Genomic DNA, 23,452 nt, shown 5'->3' on the forward strand with positions numbered 1-23,452 from the left:
TCCAGGCATGTTCGGTTGTCAACGCTTCTAAGGCGCCACCGCGCGGGAGTAAATACGCTACTGGCTTGGAAGCAGAGTCGCAAGTGTCTATCGTCACAGCTTGGATGAGCTAAATAAAATTCCACCTTTGCGGTTAGCGAAAAGGTTGTCTGTCATCGATAACTTATTCGAAAGACGGCAATACTCGACCTCTTCGAACTTAAGCTGGGCCTGTCGGCCCTTCGGGGCGGTTCTTCAAAGGTCACGATTATGTCTTCCCTGAACGGGGCATCGAAAAGATTGCTTCGAATTTTAGTTGTCGAGGACGAACCCGATCTACGCGCGCTCGCCTTGATGGTCCTGGAGGAAGACGGTGGCTTTGATGTGCTGATGGCTGAGTCCGCCGACGCCGCCTTTGCGATCCTAGCTTCAGACGATGCCATCGACTGTGTTTTTACGGACGTTAATATGCCGGGCCTTTTTGACGGATTGGATCTCGCCGCAGGGATAATGAAACACTTTCATCTCACCAAGGTCGTCATAACCTCGGGAAATGGGTATGTCAGCACACCCGTCCCCGGCGTACCGTTTGTCCCCAAGCCTTATAACGTCACCAACTTGCCAGACATACTTCGTTCTGCCGTTGCGTCTTAAAATCCTCAAACCCCATATTTGGTCTGCTATTTCCCACAGATGATCGAACATTGACGCGGATTAAGCGGACGCGATCTGGAGTATGATGACGCCAACGACCACGCTCATCATACCTACCCAGCCTGCCAAGCCAGGACGTTCTTTCAGCCATAAAAAGGCCAGGAGCGCACTTACGGCTGTGGAGGTAGAACTGACTGCGGAGCCAATCGCCACGTCACCACCTTTCAGAGCCAACATCGTGGCGACAAAACCGCTTCCGCTCAGTAGGGCCGTCAATACCAGTGCGCCTATTTGTCTCGAACCGTCAAAAGTGAATAAGGGTCGGCGGATGACAATTGCCGTTAGTGTAAAAAGGATCGCAGCGTGGAGGTAGTATAGCCAGATGGTCGGTCCTGGACCGAAGGCCGGCAGGACGAACGTTCCCTGTAGCCAGTAGCCGAAGCCAAACAAGAGCGCAGATCCCAAGGCAAAGCTGAGGCCGCTCGATGTGCCTCGCCCTTTGGGTTCCGACTGCACAGCCGAGAGGATTGCGCCCACCACAGTGAGCGTGAGACCGGCAAAGGTAAGGGATGTCGGCGGCTCGCCTGTTGTCATAGCCAGTAGGCCCGTCACCGCCCCATAGGCGGACATGATCGGAACAACTACGGTCAACCGGCCGGTTGCAACCGCCCTATATAAACAGCCCGTGCCTACTACGATCGCGACGGCAGACGCAGACGCAAACATATATTCGCGATGCGAACCCTGGGGCCACGATCTGAAGTAAAAGGAGACAACAGTTGCCGCAAAAAAGAGAAGGATCTGGCTCCATACAAGAGTGGGAAGAACGCCTCCGGATTTCCCTGAAATACGTGCGACGAAGTTGGATGTGCCATAGCAGAGCGCAGCGACGAGACCAAAAAGAACCGCAATTGCCACAGTCTAAACTCTCGTGAGGGCGAAGCGGACTTCGCGGCGGCAGAATGGCAACCTATTGGCCATAAATCGCAAAATGGAGACGAACGAAGCCTGAAGGCAATCGGGGCGAGCGTTCACATAGGTTTGTCGGTTACCCAAGGCGAGCGGCCCTTTAAGCTAACGGTGACAGGATCGGGCAAACCTAGGCGGGGCCTACATCGGAGCGTTAAACAAAGAAAGGTCAGACGACTAAGTGTCCTCTGACCATCGAAATGAAAATTATCAGACGTGATTTATAGTTTCTGCTGCGGGCAACACCTCGTAGTGAATGGGTTTGAAGGCGTAATTATTCGATTGCAGCGCCGAACAGGCCGTAAGTGCCACGATAAGGTCCATATCGGCTTCGAACAGAATATGGTCGCCGGCCTTGCTCATAGGCGGATCGACCTTTAGTTCGCCTGTTTCCCCATTAACCTGCACGTTCATGAAAATATTGAAGGCGACCGGAATCTGATCCGGCTTTATGCCGTAGGGTTCGAGCGCGTGCGACAGATTGCCGAAGCAGCCGTGATGCGGATGTTCGTCGCCATAGATGATGCGGAAGGTATCCTTAGAGCACGGCGTCAGCAGGAAGTCGTGACGCCCGACCGTATCTTCGATAATGCGCAGCATTACATTGCTGCGGTTTGAATAGAGCGGATCGCCGACACTCAGAAACAGCTTGCTGGCATAGTCGAGCGTCCGGCCCGACGAAATGACTTCGTCGGTATCGGCGGCATTGAAGGCCAGCATGTCGGAGACCTGCTCGCCATTCGGGTCGATGACCCTCAGACGTTCGCCTTTGTTGAGTTTGAACGCAGCGCCCGAACGGGCCGGTATCTCGGTAATCATATAGAGCCTTTTGAAGCATGTTGAGTGTGGAAGGGGCACTTCCATTCGCCGGAGACCTGACGGCCGCTGTACTGGATCGCTTCGGAGGACTCGCCGTGCTGAGTCAGCATCGGATTGACCGAGCCGTTCGACCTCAGGTCCCGCGCAAGGATCGTCTGGCGGAACTTTTCATAGGTGCCGGAGGCGCGTAAATTTTCAAACTGGTTGTGCAGATTGAACACCAGTGCCGGGCGGCTAAACCGCCGACCGGGCCGCGACGCAGCAGGGTGTAGGCCGACGACGTAAAAGGCCTTGCCGCCGAGGCTCAGGCTGAAAGCCGCGTCTTCGGGGTCGCTGCTGACGCTCGAATCCCAATCGTGTTCAACCGCGTCAAGGTCATGGAAGGCCTGAAGGCGCTGCCACAGCTTTTCCTCGAACCACACCTCATCTGGTGTGCTAAGGTCATCGAAGATAATGGCGAACGATACGAACATCTTATCGCGGGGCGTCTGTGCCGCGAAGCGCTGCAAGGCTTGCACGATGGCCTTATCATGACGCGGGCAGGCGATCGAACCGGCTTCCATCACTTCGATCTGGTCCTTTGCGGCGGCGGAGCGAGCCCCTACACAGGGAAAGGCGGAGTCGAGTACGAACGCGTGCAGGGCCGCCTTTTGCGAAATGGATTTGCCGTCATCGAACATAGGTATTCTCTCATTGGAGAGGCAATCTACAAGGTGACCGATAAGCCCAATACAGGAGCAACAATGTCCGAAGGCAAGAAGGGGGTTAAGAAAAAAATAATAGTATCAATTATTTATTTTTATGAATGCATAAGGTGGATGATTGGCATATACGGCCTCAAGGGGGAGCTATGATGGACTTGCGCACCGAGCCCGATCTTACCGAGGCGGCCGTCGAAACCGAGCCTCCCATTCTCGTCGGCAATCGCGAGCAGCTATTCCATCTTCTGGCTGAAGCGTCAGAGATCGAGCATGCCTTGATGTGCAGCTATCTCTACGCCCTTTTTAGCCTGAAGCCTGCCGCCGATCCTTCATTCTCGCATGAAGAGTCCACTGCGGTTGCGCGCTGGCGCGAGACCATACGCAGCGTCGTCATCGAGGAGATGGGGCATCTGGTAATCGTCTCCAATCTGACGGCGGCATTGGGCGGGCGCCCGCATTTTAACCGGCCCAATTTTCCCGTAACCTCTGGTTATTTTCCGTCGGTCCTTTCTCTACGTCTGACGCCGTTTTCTCTGGAAACACTTGACCACTTCATCTTTCTGGAGCGGCCGCTAGGTGTCGAGGTGCCCGACGGCGAAGGCTTTGAGGTGCGCGACGCGCCGCCGCGCGAGCAGGTTTTCCACGGCTTGATGCCGGGGGCGCAGGACTACGCGACGGTCAGTCATCTGTACGAAGCCATCCGGGCCAACCTGATAGGCTTGGCGCGGCTGCTGGGCGAGGCCCATCTGTTCATTGGCGCGGCGGCCTCCCAGATGGGAGCCAATGTGATCAAGATGAAAGGCGTGCGGGAAATCTCGACGCTTGAGGATGCGCTGAAAAGCATAGACATCATCGTCGAGCAGGGCGAGGGCGCCTCGGTCGCCTGTGATGACTGCCATTACAGCCGCTTCGTCGCCATCCGGGACGAATTTTTAGAGCTTAGCGCCCGTAATGAAAAATTCCGACCGGCCTACCCGATGGTTTCAAACCCGGTGACCCGCCGACCGGAAGCCTCGGATGAGCGGGTCTACATCTCGAATCCAGAAGCCGCCCAGGTGCTTGATTTCGGCAATGCCACTTATAATCTGCTCTTGCGGGCTCTGGTGCAGGCCTTTTGTCAGAACCGCAGCGATGCGACGCAGGAACGGTTCATGACTCTCGCCCTCGGCCTGATGCACGTCTTGTCCTCCGTGGCGCAGACCCTGGCGTCGATACCGGCAACGGAGGGGGGACGTCTGACAGCGGGCCTAACCTTCACAACGCTAAGAGGGTTGGAGCCTTTGGCGACCGGCGAAGTCGAGACAATCCTTATTCAGGAGCGGCTGCTGCTACTTATTGCCGCCACACGTGATATCTGCCCCCGACACCCGGCCTTCGCTGCCGTGCTGACGCAAATTCAAAACGTTCTGGAAGGCTTTTGCCGCCGGTAGGAATGGCTGTCTAACAGCGGTCTTGCGCCGACGACATAGCGCGCCAGTGTCCGTCTCTTTTTTTCGAAGAGATATCTTAATGTGGAGCTTACTCAATGGGTAGTTTAAGCGCCTGTAGGATTTCCGGACGCAGGGTTTGGCGCACAGCAAAATAGTCGGCCCAGGGGTCGGATGTCTGTGCCTTCAGACGCCTGAAAATCGTTTGAAGATTGAAGGCTGACGGCTTGAGACTGACCTTCAGTTCGCTCCAGTTCAAAGGCGTTGAGACGCCGGCGCCGGACCGCGCCCGAACGGTGAAGGCGGCGGCGGCCGTAGAGGTCAGGTCATTGCGCAGATAGTCGATGAAGATCCGCCCCTTGCGCTTCGCCTTGCTCATATTGGCGATGAAGCGATCCGGGCTGTCATGGGCCATCGATTCCGCCACCGCTTTCGTAAAGCCCTTGATGGCGGGCCAGCCGAATTTCGGCACAATGGGAACGACCACGTGCAAGCCCTTGCCGCCGGTTGTCTTCAGGAAACTGATCAGACCGAATTCATTCATGCGGTCGCGCACCTCGGCAGCACCCTCGATGACACTGGACCATGGCGCTTCGGGATCAGGATCGAGGTCGAATATCATTCTATCCGGGAGGAGGGGCGTGTCGGCCTGACACCCCCAGGGATGGAACTCGATGCCGCCCCACTGCACGAGCGATAGCAGGCCGCGCGCGTCTTCGATCTTCATGTAATCTTCGGTGCGGTTCTTGATCGGGATTTTCACGTCGGAAACATTGGGCACGCCACCGTGCTCAGGCAGATGGCGCTGAAAGAATTGCTGCCCGTCGACATTGTCCGGGACGCGCAGAAGGGAGAGCGGGCGGTTGGCGACGTGCGGCAGGATGCGCTCGGCGATCTGCTCGTAGTAGCGGACCAGTTCTAGCTTGGTGACGCCAAGGTCCGGGAACACAATGCGATCGGGGTGGGAGATGCTCACGCCACCGACATCGACGCGGCCCGCCTTGCCCGGTTTTAGCGGTGCGGCAGGATGGCGCCGTTTAGGCTTTTCCGCTGCAACTTCGACCTCGGCTTGGGCGGCTTTTGCCGCTATCTCGACCGGTAGGGCCTTGTCGCGTCCAATGGTCGTGGCCGCCTTATCTTCGCGCAGGCCCTGGAACGAGGGATGGCGCAGTCGGCCCTCCGGCGTCCATTCAGTGAACTCGACCTCGCAGACCATGGACGGTTGGACCCAAGTGCCCGGTCCAACATCTGGCGGCAGCTTTTTAAAGGGTTTTGGTACTGCCTTCAACTTATCGAGCTTCTTGCGGATGTCGAAAAGCGTGTCCTGATTGAAGCCTGTGCCGACCTTGCCGGCGAATTGCAGCTCGCCGTCCTCATAATAGCCCAGGAGGAGCGAGCGAAATCCGCGTCCGGCGTGGTCCGACTCGGTGAAGCCAACGATGACGAATTCCTGGCGCTTATGGCATTTCACCTTAAGCCAGGCCTTGCTGCGCCGACCCGTATAGATCGAGTCTCCGCGCTTGGAGACGATCCCCTCCATGTCTAGGCTGCACAGGTGCGGGAGGAAGTTCGCTTTTTCGGCAAAGTGTTCACTGTAGATGATATGGTTTTCGAATTCGGCGGTCGCCAGCAAGGTTTCCAGTCGGCGCTTGCGCTCGACGAGCGGCTGCCGTGTCAGATCCTCATCATCGAGGACCAGAAGGTCGAACAGATAATATTGGAGGTCTTCGCTGCGCCCGGCGCCCAGCTCGGCCTTGAGTTTGGAAAAGCTGGAGGCGCCGTGCGCATTGAGCGCGACAATCTCGCCGTCGAGGATGGCGTTGCGCACCTTCAACGCCTTCAGGCGTCGGGCGATCTCGGCGTACTTTGTTGTCCAGTCGAGACCCGAACGCGAATACATTGTGACGGCGCCGTCGTCGATCACCGTCAGAGTACGATAGCCATCGAACTTCACTTCGTGCACCCAGCCGGGTCCGGCGGGCACCGCATCGGCAAGCGTGGCCAGTTCCAAATCTCTGAATGCCAGCTTAGCGACAGGCTTGCTTTTGCGCCGATAGCCCTGATCGTCCATCACTACCCGACCTTTCTGGAGGTGGGCTTAGTCGCAGGCTTGGCCTTAGCTTTGGGTGCGGCCTTCGCAGGCGTCTTGCCGTCATCGTCGTTGGCCGCACCTGTATCCTTGAGGCTGGCGCGAAGCGCGTCCATGAGGTTGACGACCTTAGCCGCCGGGCGCTCTTCCTGTTTGACGGGCTCGCGATTTTCGATGCGCGCCTCGACCAGTTCTTTCAGCGCGTCGGTATAGCGATCGTGGAATTCACTGGGCTCGAAGTCGCCGACCTTGCGCTTAATGAGTTGCTTGGCCAGATCCTTCTCGTCGGTATCCGCCTTCACATCCTTGATGTCGCCGAATACGTAGCCGCTTTTTTTGATTTCGTCGGCGTAGTGCAGGGTTTCTAACAACAGCCCTGGGCCGCACGGCTTGATCGCGCAGAGGCGTTCACTGCCGGCAATGACGATCTGGCCCAGCCCCATGACCTTCATCTCGCGCATCGAGTCACGGATAACCGTGAAGGTGGCGAGGTCGGCCTTTTTGGACGGCGCCAGATAATAGGGGGTGTCGAAATAGATGGCGTCGACCGCGTCGTAGGGCACGAACCGGACCAGCTCCATGGCTTTCGAAGACGGGATCTTCAGATCCTTGATTTCATCGGGTTCGAACAGGACATACTCGTCCTTGTCGACCTCGTAGCCTTTGACGATATCGGCACGATCGATTTCGATCTCGCCGGCGACCAGCTTCTGCCTAACGCGTTGGCCGGTCGGGCGATAGATCTGGTGAAAGGCGATCTTTCCCCTCGAATCGATCGCCGTGAACATGTCCACCGACAGGGAGACGAGCGACACGCGGATCGTGCCGCTCCAGTAGGGGCGTATTGCCATTTTAGCCTCGCATTTTTCGAGGTAGATGTGACTCACAGGGCTATCGCATCCGAGGTAAGTTTTCAGTGCGATTGCAAACCTACTTTTCTCATTGCCCCTTTATCGAATCACTCGGCACGCTGGTGACATGGGAGGTGGTTCATGCACATTGTCGAAATCTTTCTGCCGTTGACCGATAACGAGGGGCATCCGCTTGCCGACGCGCTGTTTGCCAGCGAGCGCATGGTGCTAATGGACAAGTTCGGGGGTCTGACGGTCTATGCCCGTGCCCCGGCCAAAGGCCTGTGGGCACAGGGCGCGGCGGTCGTGGCCGACGAGATCGTCATCTTCGAAGTTATGGTCAAGGGCTTCGATGCCGCCTGGTGGCGCCAGCACAAAATCCACCTGGAAGAAGCCTTCCGGCAGACCTCTGTCCTCATCAGGGCCCAGCCCGTCACGATCGTCGATTAGCCCATATGAGCAAATCGCATATCGTGTTTATGCAGCTCACGGCAAACTGAACGCATGAAGATTGCCACCTACAACGTCAACGGGGTCAATGGCCGCCTGTCAATTCTGTTGCGCTGGCTGGAGGAGCGACAGCCGGATGTGGTCTGCCTTCAGGAACTGAAAAGCCCCGATGAGAAGTTCCCGCGCAAGGCCATAGAGGCGGCGGGCTATGGCGTTGTCTATCAGGGTCAATCGCGCTGGAACGGCGTGGCCATCCTGGCGCGGGATGCCGATCCGATCGAGACCCGGCGTGGCTTGCCGGGATACGACCACGACCGGGAAAGCCGATATATCGAGGCGGCGGTCAACGGCCATCTGATCGCGTGTCTCTATGTCCCCAATGGCAATCCCTATCCGGGTCCGAAATTCGAGAACAAACTGCGCTGGTATCAGCGCCTTCAAGACCATGCCGCCGAATTGCTTGCCAGCGGTGCGCCCGTCATCCTCGCGGGCGATTTCAACGTCATGCCGACCGATCTCGACGTCTATGCACCCGAGCGTTGGCAGAATGACGCCCTGTTTCGGGTGGAGGTGCGGGACGCCTATGCCAGGCTTATCGCGCAGGGCTGGACCGATGCCGTCAGGCATTTGCATCCGAATGAACGCATCTACACCTTTTGGGACTATCTCAGACATAGGTGGGAGCGCGACGCAGGTCTGCGGATCGACCATTTCCTCCTGAGCCCGGATGTCGCCCAGCGCCTTAAAAAGGCGGAGGTCGATCGGCACGTGAGAGGATGGGAGAAGACCAGTGACCACGCCCCCGTGTGGATTGAAATCAAACCGTAGGTTCAGGGCTCTGCTTTATCGGAGGGCTGATGCGTGGCCGCAAATTGACGGACAATAGTCCTCAGCGCTTCAAGATCGATCTTCCCCAAGGCTGTAAGCGTGTCGCACCATAGGATCTGGCGCTGTCCAAACTCCGGCCATAGCGTCAGGGTGCCTGTTACCTTCAAAGGATAGACCTCAACGCCGGGCACAAAGCGCTCGGTTATCTGGCCCTGATCTTTCACGTAAGCAAACCGGCCAATCGGCGCGTCGCCAATGTCCCCCTGGACGCCGGCCTCTTCGAAAGCTTCGCGCGCAGCCGTCTCCGCCGACGTCATGCCCGCGATCGGCTTTCCTTTTGGGATAATCCATTGCCCGCTGCCGCGTGAAGTGATCAGCAGAAACTCCAGATTGCCATCGGCGGTCAAGCGGTATGGCAGAGCCGCGTACTGGTTGGCTGGCGGAGTAATCTGTTCTACCTTTTCCGCCAAAAAACCACCCTCTAAAATATCCGTGTACGGGCTATTTCTATGCCGAGTTTCGTAAGGGCACAATAGGTCGCCTTGCCGCGACGATAGGTGGCTGCGCTACCACCTGCGGTATATAGGGTGCGACATGTCCGATACGAAGCGGCGCAAAATGCTGGATGAACGCAGAGAGTGGAAAGCGCAGCTTGAGGGCTGGAAACAATCTTAACGCGGTCGGCCCAGTTGACGGCATAACATCTGGAAGGATAAGCCGTTGAAATAATAGCCTTGAAGATTACATTACTCGCACGCTTTCCGCCTACGTGTACGCCATGCCCCGACCTTTTCCAGACCTCAGTCCTGACACGGTGCATCTGTGTGTAGATATGCAGCGGGTCTTCGCCGAGGATACGCCCTGGCGGACGCCATGGATGCCAAAGGTGGTGCCCACCGTGCGCCGGCTGATTGCCGCTAAACCTGACCTTTATCCCGGCGCAGTCTCCCGACGCCGCGCCGGGCGCCTGGCGCGACTATTACTGTAAATGGAAATCCTTGACGCTGGACCACATAGATCCGGGACTTCTCGACCTAATACCAGAGCTGCGCGCGGTGAGCCCAAAGGCCCCGGTGTTTGATAAGGTGACCTACAGCCCTTGGGCGGACGGTAAACTGCATGATTTTTTAAAGGGTTGCTCAATCGATACGGTCATCGTGTCCGGGGCGGAAACGGAAGTCTGCGTCGCGGCCACCGTGCTTGGAGCTGTCGATCTCGGCTATCGGGTCGTGGTCGTGACCGACGGCATTTGCAGTTCCTCCGACGAGACCCATGACGCTATGGTGGATATCTATCACCAGCGCTTTAGCGTCCACGTGTCCGCCGCGACTGCCGATACGATCCTCAAGCACTGGAAGACGTAGATGGGCTATAATTCCGAAGAGATGATGATGATGCGTAAGCAGGAGCGCGAATGTGCGCATCTCGACGTGTGCGATGTCGCGTCGCGCGTCCGGCGCATAAAGCACCTATGGGGTGAAAGCCCATGGGGCAGCCGATATCGATGACGTCCACTACGTCCGCGCTATCGTTCGGGCCCCTTAAGCCGACATCGCTACGGTGCTGCGGGCCAAACAGAGCTGTCGATTGGTGATCAGGGCCGAACCCGCTTGCTTAGCGCTATGGATTTGCTGGTTGAAGCGAATTAACGATCAAGTTGGGCCCGACGCCCCACCCGTTGTTGTAAGGCTTAATGTCCGTGTACACGACTTTCGTTGTTTCGATATTCTGACCTGCCGACCATGCGGAACCAGCCATTCTTAGTAAAAGCGTGGTAACCGCACCAAGAACGTCGTTCCGTTTCAAACTGGACGTGGCACTAATCATCCAGGGGCATTGACGACTTCACGCGAAATGAAAAGTCGCAGCCCCAGATGTTGCGTGTCTAACGTTGGCGGCGTGACATGGCCGAAGCCCCGAGTGAAAGATTCGAGTAAACTCCTCATTGGTGAAGCCGACGGCGTGCACATATCGATGTTCTGCGCGGAAACCCACCCTAAGCGCAAGCCGTCCAGCCTCTGAAGGTAATCAACCATTTCGGTCCTATTCAATTGTTTGGAGGTCAACCGTCCTCCTGGTGAATACGGGTACGTGATCCTGACTCGAACCACGCATCAAGCGCGGCGCGACTGTAGCGGATGTGCCTGCAAACCTTTGAGTAGACGGGGCCGCGGCCGCTTATGCGCATTTTTTCCAAGGTGCGGTGTGAGAGGCCAAAAAGCGCTGCGGCCTCTTTCGTCGAGTAGTAGAGCTTGGGAGCGGGCACTGTGGAATCTTTCATAAGTATCTCCTCTGGAAAAGAACGGAAAAGGGGGACGTTGTTGGACTTGCTAATCTGCGTGTGAGGACGTCACCGAAGGCGGGATCGGGCCTCGTCGAAATCGATCAATTGAACCATGTTTGGGCGAGACTCATGGTCGATGGGCTCCATCGGGGACTGTGGTGGCTGTTTGAACATATCGATGACAAACGCGTTCCAGACATCCATCGCTTTGCGCTTCTCGGGCATGTAGGTCCACCGGTCGTAGTTCTTGGAACTCACATCCTGAAGCGCGTGGTTTTGGATTCGGTCCCGAATTTCCTTCGAGATGCCCGCCTTACCCGCTAAGGTTTTCCAAGTCCGTCGTAGATCTCGGTTCGATGCGTATGGGATGACACCTCGTTCTCGCTGCCGCCACGTGAAGCTATAAAGTGTACCTGCTGTCACAGGGTGCGACGGGTCGAACTGCGAAGGGAAAAGCCAGCCGAATTCGTTCGGGACTATCTCGTCAAGCAATTCTGCGGCAAGGGCCGGCACCGGGATGGCGTGAGGTCTGTTGTTCTTTGTTTTAGACCAATCAATGATGCGCTCGGCGCTATCCCATTGCGAAATGTGCAATCGAGCGATTTCCTCCACCCGCTGCCCCGTCAACATGATGACCCGCGCCGCGCGGGTGTAAGGGGGATGAACAGGGACATCTGGGCATTCTAGCCAGCGGAAAAGCCTCACAAACTCGTCTTCATTCAACCAACGGGTTCCAACGACCTTCGGCTCAGTCGGTATGGTTGCGGCTGGATTGCCCTTAAGATGAAATCTACGAGGAGAGGTCGATCGATAATCGTGCTCCGATTTGAGTCCCCAGCCGTAAGCAGACCGAACGTGGCTTCGTACGTGGTCGGCCATTGAGCGCTTTCCACGTAGATATATGGGGCGAATTGCCGCGATGATATCCTCGGCCTCGATGTCTCGTGCTGGGCGCTTCGGTCCCAACAGAACGGCGAGCTTACCGAGTGTGTACTCGATCTGAGACCAAGAGGGTTTGTTCGCCTCTTTCAGATGCAAGACGTACCCAGCGAAGAGGTCCGCGACCGACCCCGCACGGGTATCCATTGCTATTTTGATACTCTGACCTTTTTCAATGACCTTCGCATAGTCCCGGGAGAATATCTCGCGGGCTTCGGCAAGTGTCATTGTCGGATAGGTGCCGATCTTGCGTTTAACGCGTTTGCCATCCCGGTATTGCTGCGCCATCCAATCGGACGTAACGCGCGATGGCATGAGTTTGATACAGAGAAGAAGACGACCCGTCCCTCGGCCTTCACCGTCGACAAGGTTCTCCTGTTTTGCAGTTTGAGCCACCCGTTTAATGGCGTGGACGATCTGTAGATTGGTTAGATATGGCACCTCGATCACCTCGATTTTTACTGGGATCAATTTCCCGAGACGCGATGTTAATTGGGATCGACAGCCCAAAAAATTACCGCCTCACGGTGCCAAAGAGTGCTTCTATACCCTTACATTCCGCAAACGAAAAAAATTAATGATATCAAAGGGTACGAACGGGCCGAAGAGGTAATTCATACAGTGGTTATGACCCAGGATAATAGACGACGCCGACAGTTCCAGCGTCCGGCGCATGATCTCGCGCGGATAGGCCGGGGCGTGATCGACCGTACCGTGGTTCATGATCTCGTCGGCGATGAGTTGGTTCTTCTTGTCGAGGAACAGGATGCGGAACTGTTCGCGCGGTTCGTGCGCCAGTGTCACGCGCAGATAGCTGACGAGCGACGCCCAGCTTGAGATGACCGTGCTGCGTTTGAGCGGTTCGGCCAGCATCCGGCGGGTCGACTCGAACATCAGAGCCAGATCGAGCGCGATATCCGCCGTCATCTTCAGCGCGCGGCCTTTGTTGTCCAACGCCGAGACCTGAAGCATGTCCTCCAGCGGTGCCGACAAGGCCGCAGGCAGGGAGCCGAACCGCGCCAGCAAGGCCTTGGCCAGCGGTTTGACATCGCGCTGAGGGATAGAGCGGAAGAGAAACAGTTCCAGCAGTTCGTAGTCGGGCAGGGCCGAGACGCCGCCTTTGCGTGCCCGGTCGCGCAAGCGCTGACGGTGGCCGCCATGATCGGGCAGGGTGGTCTCTAAAGATGTTTCGACGTCCCCCCCGGCCATCGGATGTTAGATCACCGGCAACGGGCGGAAGAGATCCGACGCGGTGAAGATTTCCAGCCCGTCCTTGGTGACGCCGATGCTGTGTTCGCACTGCGCCGTCAGGGACTTGTCGCGGGTGACCGCCGTCCAGCCGTCGTTGAGCACCTTCACTTCCGGGCGGCCCAGATTGATCATCGGCTCGACGGTGAAGAACATGCCTTCCTGCAAGACCGGGCCGGTACCGGCGCGACCGAAGTGCAGGACGTTGGGGTTGTCATGGAAAACCTGCCCTAGTCCGTGACCGCAGAAGTCGCGCACGACCGAGCAGCGCTGGCTTTCGGCATAGACCTGAATGGCGTGGGCGATGTCGCCGAAAGTGTTGCCGGGCTTTATCTGTTCAAGGCCCAGACGCATCGACTCATAGGTCACATCGACGAGGCGCTTGGCCTTCTGGTTGACCTGACCGACCTCGTACATGCGCGAGGTGTCGCCGTGCCAGCCGTCGACGATGGCGGTGACGTCGATATTGACAATATCGCCTTCTTTCAGCGTCTTATCCGACGGCATGCCGTGACAAACGACGTGGTTCGGCGAAATGCAGACCGTATACTGATAGCCGCGATAGAAGACGCAGGCGGGCAAGGCGCCGTGATCAAAGATGAACTGCCGCGCCAGATCGTCGAGATAGGACGTCTTCACGCCCGGCACGACATAGGGGATCAGCATGTCGAGGCACTGGCTGGCGATCTTGCCGGCGCGGCGCATACCTTCGAAATCCTCAGCCGTATGGATGCGGATGGTGTCGGAGCGGGTCATATAGTCTGAATCTACGGTCATGGCGGCAATATAGTCGCTTGAATGCGTCAAGGCTAGAGTGCGCGCTGGTTTTCGGGGCGCGATTCTCCCCAGTCAAATTGTTAACGAATTATTGACGCAGGATGCGCGCGGCCCGACAGTGAAAGCTTGGATCGGGTCCTGATTCGGGTGTGGAGTAACCGTCATGTCGAACGCGCGCATTCTGGTTTTTGGCAATGAAAAGGGCGGCGCGGGCAAGTCCACCGTCGCCATGCACGTCGCCGCCGTCCTGCTGCATATGGGCAAGCGCGTGGCGATCATCGACCTCGACCTGCGTCAGCGCTCGCTGTCGCACTTCTTCGAGAACCGCAAGAAGTGGGCCGCCGCCAACGAAAAGATCCTGCCGCACGCCGTCGAGCCGTTCCTCTACGCCAATCCGGCCAAGTTGGTCGACGCCCCCGCCGCCGAGGCCAAGGCGGCCTTCGACCGCGCGTTAAACGAGGCGATCGACGTGGCGGACTATGTGATCATCGACACGCCGGGCGGCGACTCGCTCCTGTCGCGTCGGGCTCACGCCGTCGGCCACGTCATCATCACGCCGATGAACGACAGCTTCATCGACTTCGACCTGCTGGGGCAGGTCGATCCGGTGACGCTGGAGGTCAAGCGCCCGTCGATCTATGCCGAAACCGTGTGGAATTCGCGCAAGCAGCGCGCCCAGTGGGATGGCAAGACCATCGACTGGATTGTCCTGCGCAACCGTCTGGCCACCAATCAGGCGCGCAACGGCAAGCGCATCGACGACCGTTTGCAGGCGCTTGGTAAGCGCATCGGTTTCCGCGTCGCATCGGGACTTCGCGACCGGGTCATCTATCGCGAACTGTTCCCGTTCGGACTGACCGTGCTCGACCTCAGCAACGAGATCAAGCCGGTGGCCGTATCGATGGCCCACGTCTCGGCGCGCAGCGAAATCCGCGCCGTCATGCTGGCGCTTGATCTGGAGAACGAAGAGGCCGTGTCGGATCAGTTGACCGAGCTGGGGCCTCAGATCGAGGCCGACGAGGACGATTTCGAGGCGGCGGAGTGATTGAGCCCGCGCGCGTCCTGTGCCACAAGCGGTTGGCATTTTAAGGAAACGCAACGGTGTATCTGCTTATTGGGGCGGCGGCGGTCTTCGCCTTTCTGGTCTGGGTCGGGCGTCAGTCGCGCCTCGGCAAGCTGAAGGCCGGACCGTGGATACGGCAAAAACGCGCCTTGATCGCCATCCTAGCCGTTATCGTTGCCATGGCGGGCGTGGTCTGCGTGGCGCGTGGGCAGTATATTCTGGCCAGTATCCTTGTGACCATCGCCTTCGGCATGGCCGGGGGGGCGCGCTATCGCGGCCAAACTCAGCCGTCGACGGACGGCACCCATAGTCTGGCGGAAATCGAAGCCTATCGCGCCTTGGGCATTCCGGCAGGCTCCGACCGCAAAACCATCCTCAAGGCGTGGAAAGCCCGCATGAAAGACGCTCACCCGGATCAGGGCGGCTCGGACGCGCGCGCCGCGAAGCTGAACGCGGCACGGGATGTGTTGTTGAAGCGAAAGTAAATTATACCTCCCTGCTTTGCGGGGAGGGGGACCATTGGCTTTGCCAATGGTGGTGGGGTGTCTTTCGGAGATTCAGCACCCACGTTCGCAAGAAAGCCAGAACTCTCACCACCAGATCTCGTCTGCCTCGCAGCCTCGTGCGGTAAGTTAGGAGGTATAATAAAGTTACGACTTCACTATTGATGTTTTCAAACGCCGATTGCGCCGGCGGATAAACTCATATCCGAGGCCGACCAAGAGGTTGATGATACCGAAGCCCAGACCTTTCCATATATCGCTCGATGTGAAGCCACCGTCGTGAGCCTCTAAGGCGACCCAGAGACAGGCTACCACCGCATAGCTAAAGATATGTAGGGACAGTGTCGGATGCCTGGACCAAACCGGAAATGTCAAGCGGAACGCAAGTGTAACAATGGCCGCGCCACCCAGACTGTCGAACACGTCGTGCACAGTTAAACCGTTATGCGCCAGAAAGATCAGGAACAGCGGTACAAACAGCACAGCTATAAGAAGAAACCGGCTCTCGCTTTTCAGTTCCGTCGTTCCCCCATCGGCCATGACTAGCTCTTAACCACCATGCAATCCAGACGCTTGGCCTCGATCGCCTTGCAGGCCTTTTGCGCGTCGGCCTTGGTCATGTCGACAAAGCGCGTGCGGTAACGGCCCGCATCGTTCTTGGACACGTCCGTATCGACGCCCTTGAGCAAGGTAAAGCGCTTCTGTACGTCCTTGGCCCAATCGGCGGCCTGAGACTTGGCCTTGAAAGCGCCAACCTGGATCGCCCAGATGGCGTCGGGGTCTTTTTTCTTCTTTTTGGCGGCGGCGGTGGTCGAGGTCTTTTTGGCAGCCGCCTTCTCATCGGCGGCTTTCTTGGCTTCGGCCTTGGTCAGGGCGGCGACGACGCCGGGAGCCGGGGTCTTCTGGCTCAACCGCTGGACACTGGCACCGTCCTCGTCGTCCTGCGCATCGAGCGCGGCCATCAGCGTCGCATTGTCGCCCAGCACTTCGTATTTCGGCTTAGGCGCGATGACGCTGCGGAATTCGTTTTGGGCGACCTGAATATTCTCGCCCTTGTCGCGGCGGGCAAAGACCGTGAAGCCCGTGTTCATCAGGGTCGTGACGTGCTCGCGGCGCTGGGCCTTGTTCGAACCGCCGAGCATGACCGCGATCAGGCGGTGATTACCCTTGCGCTGCGAGGCGACGAGGTTGTAACCAGCGGCGTTGATATAGCCGGTCTTCATGCCGTCGACGCCGGGATAGGCGAGCAGGGGGTTGTGGTTCGGATAGGTGCGGCCGCGAAACTCGATCGAGCGCACGTGGAAATATTCGTAATATTGCGGGAAGTCACGCATGACTGAACGGGCCAGCACGGCGAAGTCGCGCGCCGAGGACACCTGACGGCTGTCAGGCAGGCCGGACGCATTGACGAAGTTCGAGCGTGTCATGCCGATTTCCTGCGCCTTGACGGTCATCAGGGCGGCGAAGCGCGACTCGGTGCCGCCGATATGTTCGGCCAGGGCAGCGGCAAGGTCGTTGGCGGAATAGGCGGCGATCAGGCGCATGGCCATGTCCACTGTGATGGTATCACCGGCCTTGAGGCCCGAATTCGTCGGCGGCATCGAGGCGGCGTGCGGCGAGATGGTGATCAGGTCGTCGGGCTTGAGGCGGCCCTGGGCCATCTCCTCGAACGCCATGTACAGCGTCATGATCTTGGTCAGCGAGGCCGGATAGCGCGGTGAGTCGGCGCGCATGGCGTAGAAAACTTCGCCGGACTGGGCATCGACGACGATGGCGGCGTAGCGCGCGGAATCGGCCGGGTCCTGCGCGCGCGCGGGCGACACGATAAGGGCGGCGACGATCGCCAGCGCCGTGATCAGCCACAGTCTAAGGGCGCTGAAGTCCTGAGCAATGGCCTTAGCCTGAACCATAGTCTTACGCATTCCACTTTTTCCCGCTCTTACGCATTGTACAAAATCGGAAGCCAGTACACCGCAGGTGCGGGAGGCGACCGGATGGGAGAGAGTCCGCTGAACCTCAGGAAAGAGGTTTAACCATAACACCATGAAAGCCGCGCGCTGTCAGGTGCAAATTAATGCGGTCTTAACAGGACACCGCGAAATCCTTACCAATTGCTTATAGTGGGGGACATATTTGTCGAAAATGCGCCCGCTTACATCCCTGAGGCGAAAGAGTGGCATCACGATTTCGTTAGCGTTTTGTGCAGCGCACAATAATCCTTGACCCAATGCTGCACATGCGTTATTTATGATCGCAACGAAGGGTGGCGAAACAGATTTGTCAACCCTGAAACCCCGACTAACCCGCGTACCTCAGGCGTTTTCTGAAAATCGCCGAACCTCAAGGAGACTATCATGGTTGATACCGAAGCCTACAAGGCCACCGTCGAAAAAGTGTCCGCTGCCTCGAACCAGGCGTTCAAGGACGGCGTCGAAAAGACCCTCGGCGCGCTGAACGAAGTCAACGCCCTGTCGAAGTCGAACGTCGAAGCCGTCGTCGAATCGCTGACCGCCGCCACCAAGGGCGCGGAAACGGTCGGCGCTCAGGCCGCCGCCTTCACCAAGAAGAACTGGGAAGAGGCCGTCGCTGCCGCCAAGAGCCTGTCGACCGCCAAGTCGGTTCAGGAAGTGATCGAGCTGCAATCGACCTACGCCAAGTCGTCGCTCGAAGCCTATGTCGCCGAAATGAACTCGCTGACCGAAACCCTGTCGGCCTCGTTCAAGGATACCTTCAAGCCGATCAACGCCCGCATGACGGCGACGGTCGAAAAGTTCCAGTCCTATCGTTAAGGCCGGATCACGTTGATGTGAGGTCTTGCACCCAGCATCCGCGATACCAAATAGAAAATCCCCGCTGGCTTGGCCGGCGGGGATTTTTGTTTTCCGCTTATCCCTCAATCGCTTTATCCCGCTAGGGATTTGTAACGCATGTGCGTAAACTGTGATCAATATAACGCAAATATGTCACGGCCTGCCTCTTAACAGGAATAAAGTTTGTACTATCTTGAAGTGAGGCGGAAACTGTTGAAGCATGGGCTGACGCAGTGTTCGCTTAAGGTATATGAGTCTTTAGGGCCGGTGGCGTTTTTACCGGCCTGACGCACACAGGACAGTTTGTTGACCTCGACACCGGACCTTTCCCGCCCGTTTCCCCCGGCAGTTTCGCTGCCGATCAAGGCCGCGCGCGCGCCGAAATCACCGATCGAGGATTCCAGCAAACCGGCCAATGCGCCCTTCGCGATCATCGACGCCAAGCCCAAGCCGCAGAAGCCGTCGCTTTATCGCGTGTTAATACTTAATGACGACTATACCCCCATGGAATTCGTCGTGTACGTGCTGGAGCGTTTTTTCAACAAGTCGCGCGAAGAGGCTACCCACATCATGCTGCACGTCCACCAAACGGGCGTCGGGGTGTGTGGGGTGTTTACGTATGAAGTCGCCGAAACCAAGGTCGCGCAGGTCGTGGACATGGCCCGGCGGCATCAACACCCGCTCCAGTGTACTATGGAGAAGGATTAGGGATTTCTGATCCCGCCTTTCAGCCCAGGTTCATCAAGGAGAGACGATACTAACTGTACTGCTTTTTGCTCTAAGTTCTGCATTCGCGATATTGTAGCCAAAAACCGCTTACACTTTTTGGCATATCGCTCAAGGAGAGGCCGACATGCCATCGTTTTCCAGCGCCCTCGAAGAAACCCTGCATCGCGCGGTGAGTCATGCGAACACTCACCACCATGAATACGCGACCTTGGAGCACCTGCTGCTGGCCCTTGTGGACGACACCGATGCCGCCGGCGTTATGACCGCGTGCAATGTCGATCTGACCAAGCTCCGCACCGCCCTTGCCGCCTATATCGAAACCGACCTCAAATCGCTGGTCGTGCCGCATTCCGAAGAAGCCAAGCCCACCGCCGGGTTCCAGCGCGTCATTCAGCGCGCCGTGATCCACGTGCAGTCGTCGGGCCGCGACGAAGTGACCGGCGCCAATGTGCTGGTCGCCATCTTCTCCGAGCGCGAATCCCACGCGGCGTTTTTCCTGCAAGAGCAGGAAATGACGCGCTACGACGCGGTCAACTATATCGCCCACGGCATCGCCAAGAAGCCGGGGGCCTCCGAATCGCGTCCCGTCCGCTCGGCCTCCGAAGACAGCCCCAGCGGCGAGGAAAAGTCGGGTAAGGCCGCATCGAACGACGCGCTGGCCGCCTACTGTGTGGACCTGAACGAGAAGTCGCGCCACGGCAAGGTCGATCCCCTGATCGGCCGCCACGCCGAGGTCGAGCGCGCCATCCAGATCCTGTGCCGCCGCACCAAGAACAACCCGCTGCTGGTCGGCGATCCGGGCGTCGGTAAAACCGCTATCGCCGAAGGTCTGGCCAAGAAGATCGTCGACGGCGAAGTGCCCGAAGTGCTGGCCGGGGCGACCATCTTCTCGCTCGACATGGGCACGCTGCTGGCGGGTACCCGCTACCGCGGCGACTTCGAAGAGCGCGTCAAGCAGGTCGTCAAGGAACTTGAGGCCCATCCGAACGCCGTTTTGTTCATCGACGAAATCCACACCGTTATCGGTGCCGGTGCGACGTCGGGCGGGGCGATGGATGCCTCGAACCTGCTTAAGCCTGCGCTCGCTTCGGGGGCCCTGCGCTGCATGGGTTCCACGACCTATAAGGAATACCGTCAGCACTTCGAGAAGGACCGGGCGCTGGTCCGTCGCTTCCAGAAGATCGATGTGACCGAGCCGACCGTGGACGACACGATCAAGATCCTGAAAGGCCTCAAGCCGTACTACGAGACCTTCCACCATCTGAAATACACCGACGCCGCTATCAAGACGGCGGTGGAGCTGTCGGCGCGCTACATCACCGACCGCAAGCTGCCGGACAAGGCCATCGACGTCATCGACGAAGCGGGAGCCCTTCAGGTCATCCTGCCGGAATCGAAGCGCAAGAAGGTTATCGGCCCGCGTGAGATCGAGACGGTTATCGCCAAGATCGCCCGCATCCCGCCGAAGTCGGTCTCCAAGTCCGACACAGAATCGCTGCGCGACCTGCAAAACGACCTGCAACGCGTCGTCTTCGGCCAGAACGAAGCCATCGAGCAACTGTCCTCGGCCATGAAGCTGTCGCGGGCCGGTCTGCGCGATCCGCAAAAGCCCATCGGCTGCTACCTGTTCGCCGGTCCGACCGGTGTGGGTAAGACCGAAGTGGCCAAGCAACTGGCTTCGACGCTCGGCATCGAACTGCTGCGCTTCGACATGTCGGAATATATGGAACGCCACACGGTGTCGCGCCTGATCGGTGCGCCTCCGGGCTATGTCGGCCACGATCAGGGCGGTCTTCTGACCGACGCCGTCGATCAGCAACCGCACGCCATTGTCCTGCTCGACGAAATCGAAAAGGCGCATTCGGACATCTACAACATCCTGCTTCAGGTCATGGATCATGGCGTGCTGACGGATGCGGTGGGCAAGAAGGTCGATTTCCGTAACGTGGTCCTCATCATGACCACCAATGCGGGCGCGTCGGACAACCAGAAGAACTCGATCGGTTTCGGCCGCGAAAAGGTCTCCGGTGAAGACGAAGCGGCGATCAAACGCCTGTTCACGCCGGAATTCCGCAACCGCCTCGATGCGATCGTCAACTTCCGTCAGCTCAAGCCGGAAGTCATCGGTCAGGTCGTCCAGAAGTTCATCCTGCAACTGGAGATGCAACTGGCCGACCGCAACATCTCGATCGAACTGACCGAGGACGCCGAAAAGTGGCTGGCCGAAAACGGTTACGACGAACTCTATGGCGCGCGTCCGCTGGCGCGGGTCATTCAGGAGAATATCAAGAAGCCGCTGGCCGACGAGATACTGTTCGGCAAGCTGGTCCGCGGTGGACATATCCTGGTCAAGCTGGCGGATGGCAAGATCGCCTTCGACATCACGCCGGCTAAGGATAAGAACTCGTCCAAGGCCGAGGCGGTGGACTAGGGGCAAGCCCCTAGGACCCTAACTTGGAGCAGGTTGATAGGCCGGTTCTAAAAATGAAAGCCTCCGGAGCGATCCGGAGGCTTTTTTGTTCATCGTGACAGGATCGTATCGCCGAGCAGCAAATCGTCAATTTTGGCGGGTTGGCGGGAAATGCGACCTTCGCGGAAAGCCGTAATGTCTTCGTTATCAAGACTGTAATAGGTATTGAAAAGTGTCCATTTACCGTCGTCGATTTGATAAGCCTTAAGTACCTGGCCTTGCAGGATCAGAACTTCATCCTGACCATCCCGCGTCATGTCCAGCAAAGCCACTTCGCAAATCTCATTGCCATTGTCGCCTTTCAGGCAAGGTATTTCATTTCGGGTGAAATCTGTGGCCATAAAGCTCTGCGGTACGTGCGCTGCCTTAGGGAAAATCACCTTTATCTGTTGCGGATCGGGGCGATAGGTGATGGTCTGGCGCTCGGTTCGGGCCTCCCATCGATCCTCGTCTTTCCATGTCGAAGCTTTTTGGGTAGCGGTCCGAATGGCTTCGACCTTGCTACTGACGAGCCTCTTCAAGGCGTCCCGGCCATAGGTTCCGCTCTCGTAGCGCAGGAACGCCCAGTCGAACCTGTCCGTTGTAATCTTTCCCTTTTCCAGCCGCGCCACCTGCGACCCAACGCTCAACCGCGCCGGATCGGCAAGCGGCGTCAAAAGCGCCAGAAACACCAGAGATTTCAGCATGGCCAGCCCGATATTGACGGCCTTAAGCCCGCGCATCCACCGCCCCGGCCAGAACACCGACACTGTATAACCGACACCATAAAAGAGCGCGAAGGCCGCGCCGACCGCCGCCAGAACGCGTTCCGGCGTCAGGCCGTACTGACCGATGCGCAGGCTCAGACTATAGGCCGCCAGTGCTGCCAGTATCAGCAAAAGCCCGCTACTCAGGCGCACGGCCCATTTGAGGACGATATGGACCTTGCGTTCCTCGTCGCCCAGTTGATAGGCGGCGTTGATTAGCAACACGAACAGCCCACACGCACTCAACAGACTGAAGGTCGCGGCACCGGTTTTCCATAAGGGTGCCAGACCGCTTACCGCCAGCGAACCGACAAAGATCACGCCGATCAACCCGATCACCGGCAAAAGCCAGCACAAAACGCCGAGCGCCAAAGCCCGCGCGCTGGTCAGAAGTTTGGTCTGAACATCGCCCAGATGCACGGCGCTGGCCAGGGCCAGTCCGCTCAGGGGCCAACTGATATAATCGATGTCCAGCAGCCATTTCAGCCATTTGAACCCGATGGTCTCCAGCAGGTGCGAGCCGAGAAACAGGATGCCCCAGAACAGACCCGTAAAGGCCACGGCCAGCGCCAGTTGGATGCCGCGTTTCCACGCCTCGTCGAAATAGAGGTTGAACGGGGCGACTGGCTTGCCCGCCTGATCGGCGCTGGAGATCAGCTCGTGGCTGATGAACAGGAACGGATATATCAGGAAAAACTGATTGATAAAGAAAGGGTTGTAATGCCTGTCGTCGAAATGGACGGCCTGATGCCACGAGATGAAGGCGATGATGCCTAACGCGACCGCGCCCCAGATCAGCAGGCTCAACCGTCGCATCGCCCCGGCTCCGGCCCATAGGACGAACGCCCCCAACGTCAGCGCGCCGACAATCGCCGCTTTCCACGGCACCAGATGCGCGGCACCGGAATCATCCGGCAGCAGCAAGCCGATGGTCACGCCGAACACGAGACCGACGGCAAGGCGCACGTACAGGGCCGTCGATTTGGATAAAGGCTGATTGGCGATCATGATTTCCCCCTCATGTGTGGCGGCAAACTATCACGCGAGTCTGTCGCGAGAAAGGCGCGAATTTACGGTGACTGACCTCGCAATCGTAACCGGATCGCCTACATAAGC

Annotated in this window: 23 protein-coding genes; 10 read left to right on the plus strand and 13 right to left on the minus strand. The window is 58.0% G+C overall.

Annotation, left to right across the window (positions count from 1 at the left end; all coding sequences use genetic code 11):
* The first annotated feature begins 249 nt into the window (after nucleotides 1-249).
* Entirely contained in the window at nucleotides 250-633 is a 384-nt protein-coding gene (locus tag AEYBE204_RS32395; RefSeq protein ID WP_023462728.1) for a response regulator, read from the plus strand.
* A gap of 60 nt (nucleotides 634-693) precedes the next feature.
* Here AEYBE204_RS32395 and AEYBE204_RS32400 read toward each other — a convergent pair whose 3' ends face one another.
* From AEYBE204_RS32400 to gntA, 3 genes are all read right to left on the minus strand, one after another.
* Nucleotides 694-1,551, minus strand: coding sequence for a DMT family transporter (locus AEYBE204_RS32400; protein ID WP_081724695.1), 858 nt, complete (start codon nucleotides 1,549-1,551; stop codon nucleotides 694-696).
* Nucleotides 1,552-1,812: 261 nt separating this feature from the next.
* Entirely contained in the window at nucleotides 1,813-2,421 is a 609-nt protein-coding gene (locus AEYBE204_RS32405; RefSeq protein ID WP_023462730.1) for a DUF1989 domain-containing protein, read from the minus strand.
* Nucleotides 2,418-3,101, minus strand: coding sequence for a guanitoxin biosynthesis heme-dependent pre-guanitoxin N-hydroxylase GntA (gene gntA / locus AEYBE204_RS32410; protein ID WP_023462731.1), 684 nt, complete (start codon nucleotides 3,099-3,101; stop codon nucleotides 2,418-2,420). The genes AEYBE204_RS32405 and gntA overlap by 4 nt, the downstream gene beginning before the upstream one ends.
* Nucleotides 3,102-3,271: 170 nt before the next feature.
* Between gntA and AEYBE204_RS32415 the strand changes: the two genes are divergently transcribed.
* Complete coding sequence (locus AEYBE204_RS32415) at nucleotides 3,272-4,552, plus strand: ferritin-like protein (protein ID WP_031230859.1); 1,281 nt, start codon at nucleotides 3,272-3,274, stop codon at nucleotides 4,550-4,552.
* An 88-nt stretch (nucleotides 4,553-4,640) separates the two neighbouring features.
* Here AEYBE204_RS32415 and ligD read toward each other — a convergent pair whose 3' ends face one another.
* Both ligD and AEYBE204_RS32425 read right to left on the minus strand, forming a co-directional pair.
* Nucleotides 4,641-6,620: a DNA ligase D gene (gene ligD, locus AEYBE204_RS32420; protein ID WP_023462734.1), complete on the minus strand. Its 1,980-nt coding sequence runs from the start codon at nucleotides 6,618-6,620 to the stop codon at nucleotides 4,641-4,643.
* Between the two features lie 2 nt (nucleotides 6,621-6,622).
* Nucleotides 6,623-7,489 carry a Ku protein gene (locus tag AEYBE204_RS32425; protein ID WP_023462735.1) on the minus strand — a complete coding sequence of 289 codons (867 nt, stop codon included), beginning with the start codon at nucleotides 7,487-7,489 and terminating at the stop codon, nucleotides 6,623-6,625.
* A 141-nt stretch (nucleotides 7,490-7,630) separates the two neighbouring features.
* On the opposite strand from AEYBE204_RS32425, the gene AEYBE204_RS32430 reads away from it, so the two are divergent.
* A complete protein-coding gene (locus AEYBE204_RS32430; RefSeq protein ID WP_023462736.1) occupies nucleotides 7,631-7,939 on the plus strand; it encodes a hypothetical protein in 309 nt (102 codons plus the stop codon).
* A 54-nt stretch (nucleotides 7,940-7,993) separates the two neighbouring features.
* A complete protein-coding gene (xth, locus tag AEYBE204_RS32435; RefSeq protein ID WP_023462737.1) occupies nucleotides 7,994-8,767 on the plus strand; it encodes an exodeoxyribonuclease III in 774 nt (257 codons plus the stop codon).
* Nucleotides 8,768-8,769: 2 nt separating this feature from the next.
* Here the strand turns inward: xth and AEYBE204_RS32440 are convergent, their stop codons facing one another.
* The gene (locus tag AEYBE204_RS32440) at nucleotides 8,770-9,237 is read right to left on the minus strand and encodes an NUDIX hydrolase (protein WP_023462738.1); all 468 of its coding nucleotides are present in this window, start codon (nucleotides 9,235-9,237) and stop codon (nucleotides 8,770-8,772) included.
* Nucleotides 9,238-9,678: 441 nt separating this feature from the next.
* On the opposite strand from AEYBE204_RS32440, the gene AEYBE204_RS32445 reads away from it, so the two are divergent.
* A complete protein-coding gene (locus AEYBE204_RS32445; protein WP_023462739.1) occupies nucleotides 9,679-10,131 on the plus strand; it encodes a cysteine hydrolase family protein in 453 nt (150 codons plus the stop codon).
* Nucleotides 10,132-10,829: 698 nt separating this feature from the next.
* Here AEYBE204_RS32445 and AEYBE204_RS41120 read toward each other — a convergent pair.
* The 4 genes from AEYBE204_RS41120 to map form a co-directional block, all read right to left on the minus strand.
* The gene (locus AEYBE204_RS41120; protein WP_023462740.1) at nucleotides 10,830-11,048 is read right to left on the minus strand and encodes a helix-turn-helix domain-containing protein; all 219 of its coding nucleotides are present in this window, start codon (nucleotides 11,046-11,048) and stop codon (nucleotides 10,830-10,832) included.
* Between the two features lie 69 nt (nucleotides 11,049-11,117).
* Nucleotides 11,118-12,431, minus strand: a complete 1,314-nt coding sequence (locus AEYBE204_RS32455) for a site-specific integrase (protein ID WP_031230864.1) — start codon at nucleotides 12,429-12,431, stop codon at nucleotides 11,118-11,120.
* Between the two features lie 102 nt (nucleotides 12,432-12,533).
* A complete protein-coding gene (locus AEYBE204_RS32460) occupies nucleotides 12,534-13,199 on the minus strand; it encodes a RadC family protein (RefSeq protein WP_023462742.1) in 666 nt (221 codons plus the stop codon).
* A gap of 6 nt (nucleotides 13,200-13,205) precedes the next feature.
* Nucleotides 13,206-14,015, minus strand: coding sequence for a type I methionyl aminopeptidase (map, locus tag AEYBE204_RS32465; RefSeq protein WP_031230869.1), 810 nt, complete (start codon nucleotides 14,013-14,015; stop codon nucleotides 13,206-13,208).
* A 163-nt stretch (nucleotides 14,016-14,178) separates the two neighbouring features.
* Between map and AEYBE204_RS32470 the strand changes: the two genes are divergently transcribed.
* Nucleotides 14,179-15,060: a division plane positioning ATPase MipZ gene (locus AEYBE204_RS32470; protein WP_023462744.1), complete on the plus strand. Its 882-nt coding sequence runs from the start codon at nucleotides 14,179-14,181 to the stop codon at nucleotides 15,058-15,060.
* 56 nt (nucleotides 15,061-15,116) lie between these two features.
* Nucleotides 15,117-15,563 carry a hypothetical protein gene (locus tag AEYBE204_RS32475; protein ID WP_023462745.1) on the plus strand — a complete coding sequence of 149 codons (447 nt, stop codon included), beginning with the start codon at nucleotides 15,117-15,119 and terminating at the stop codon, nucleotides 15,561-15,563.
* Nucleotides 15,564-15,728: 165 nt separating this feature from the next.
* On the opposite strand, the gene AEYBE204_RS32480 is transcribed toward AEYBE204_RS32475, so the two are convergent.
* Both AEYBE204_RS32480 and AEYBE204_RS32485 read right to left on the minus strand, forming a co-directional pair.
* Nucleotides 15,729-16,121 (minus strand): hypothetical protein, encoded by a 393-nt coding sequence (locus tag AEYBE204_RS32480; protein WP_023462746.1) that lies wholly within the window; start codon nucleotides 16,119-16,121, stop codon nucleotides 15,729-15,731.
* A gap of 2 nt (nucleotides 16,122-16,123) precedes the next feature.
* Nucleotides 16,124-17,503, minus strand: coding sequence for a D-alanyl-D-alanine carboxypeptidase (locus AEYBE204_RS32485; RefSeq protein WP_081724698.1), 1,380 nt, complete (start codon nucleotides 17,501-17,503; stop codon nucleotides 16,124-16,126).
* A 432-nt stretch (nucleotides 17,504-17,935) separates the two neighbouring features.
* Between AEYBE204_RS32485 and AEYBE204_RS32490 the strand changes: the two genes are divergently transcribed.
* The 3 genes from AEYBE204_RS32490 to clpA all read left to right on the plus strand — a co-directional run bounded on the left by AEYBE204_RS32490 (nucleotide 17,936) and on the right by clpA (nucleotide 21,551).
* Entirely contained in the window at nucleotides 17,936-18,370 is a 435-nt protein-coding gene (locus AEYBE204_RS32490) for a phasin family protein (protein WP_023462748.1), read from the plus strand.
* Between the two features lie 411 nt (nucleotides 18,371-18,781).
* A complete protein-coding gene (clpS, locus tag AEYBE204_RS0120445) occupies nucleotides 18,782-19,099 on the plus strand; it encodes an ATP-dependent Clp protease adapter ClpS (RefSeq protein ID WP_031230876.1) in 318 nt (105 codons plus the stop codon).
* A gap of 145 nt (nucleotides 19,100-19,244) precedes the next feature.
* Nucleotides 19,245-21,551, plus strand: coding sequence for an ATP-dependent Clp protease ATP-binding subunit ClpA (gene clpA, locus AEYBE204_RS32495; RefSeq protein WP_023462750.1), 2,307 nt, complete (start codon nucleotides 19,245-19,247; stop codon nucleotides 21,549-21,551).
* An 89-nt stretch (nucleotides 21,552-21,640) separates the two neighbouring features.
* Here the strand turns inward: clpA and AEYBE204_RS32500 are convergent, their stop codons facing one another.
* Nucleotides 21,641-23,344 (minus strand): DUF4153 domain-containing protein, encoded by a 1,704-nt coding sequence (locus AEYBE204_RS32500; protein WP_023462751.1) that lies wholly within the window; start codon nucleotides 23,342-23,344, stop codon nucleotides 21,641-21,643.
* Between the last annotated feature and the right edge of the window lie 108 nt (nucleotides 23,345-23,452).

The organism is Asticcacaulis sp. YBE204 (genome assembly GCF_000495855.1).
In the GTDB taxonomy this organism is placed as follows: Bacteria; Pseudomonadota; Alphaproteobacteria; order Caulobacterales; family Caulobacteraceae; genus Asticcacaulis.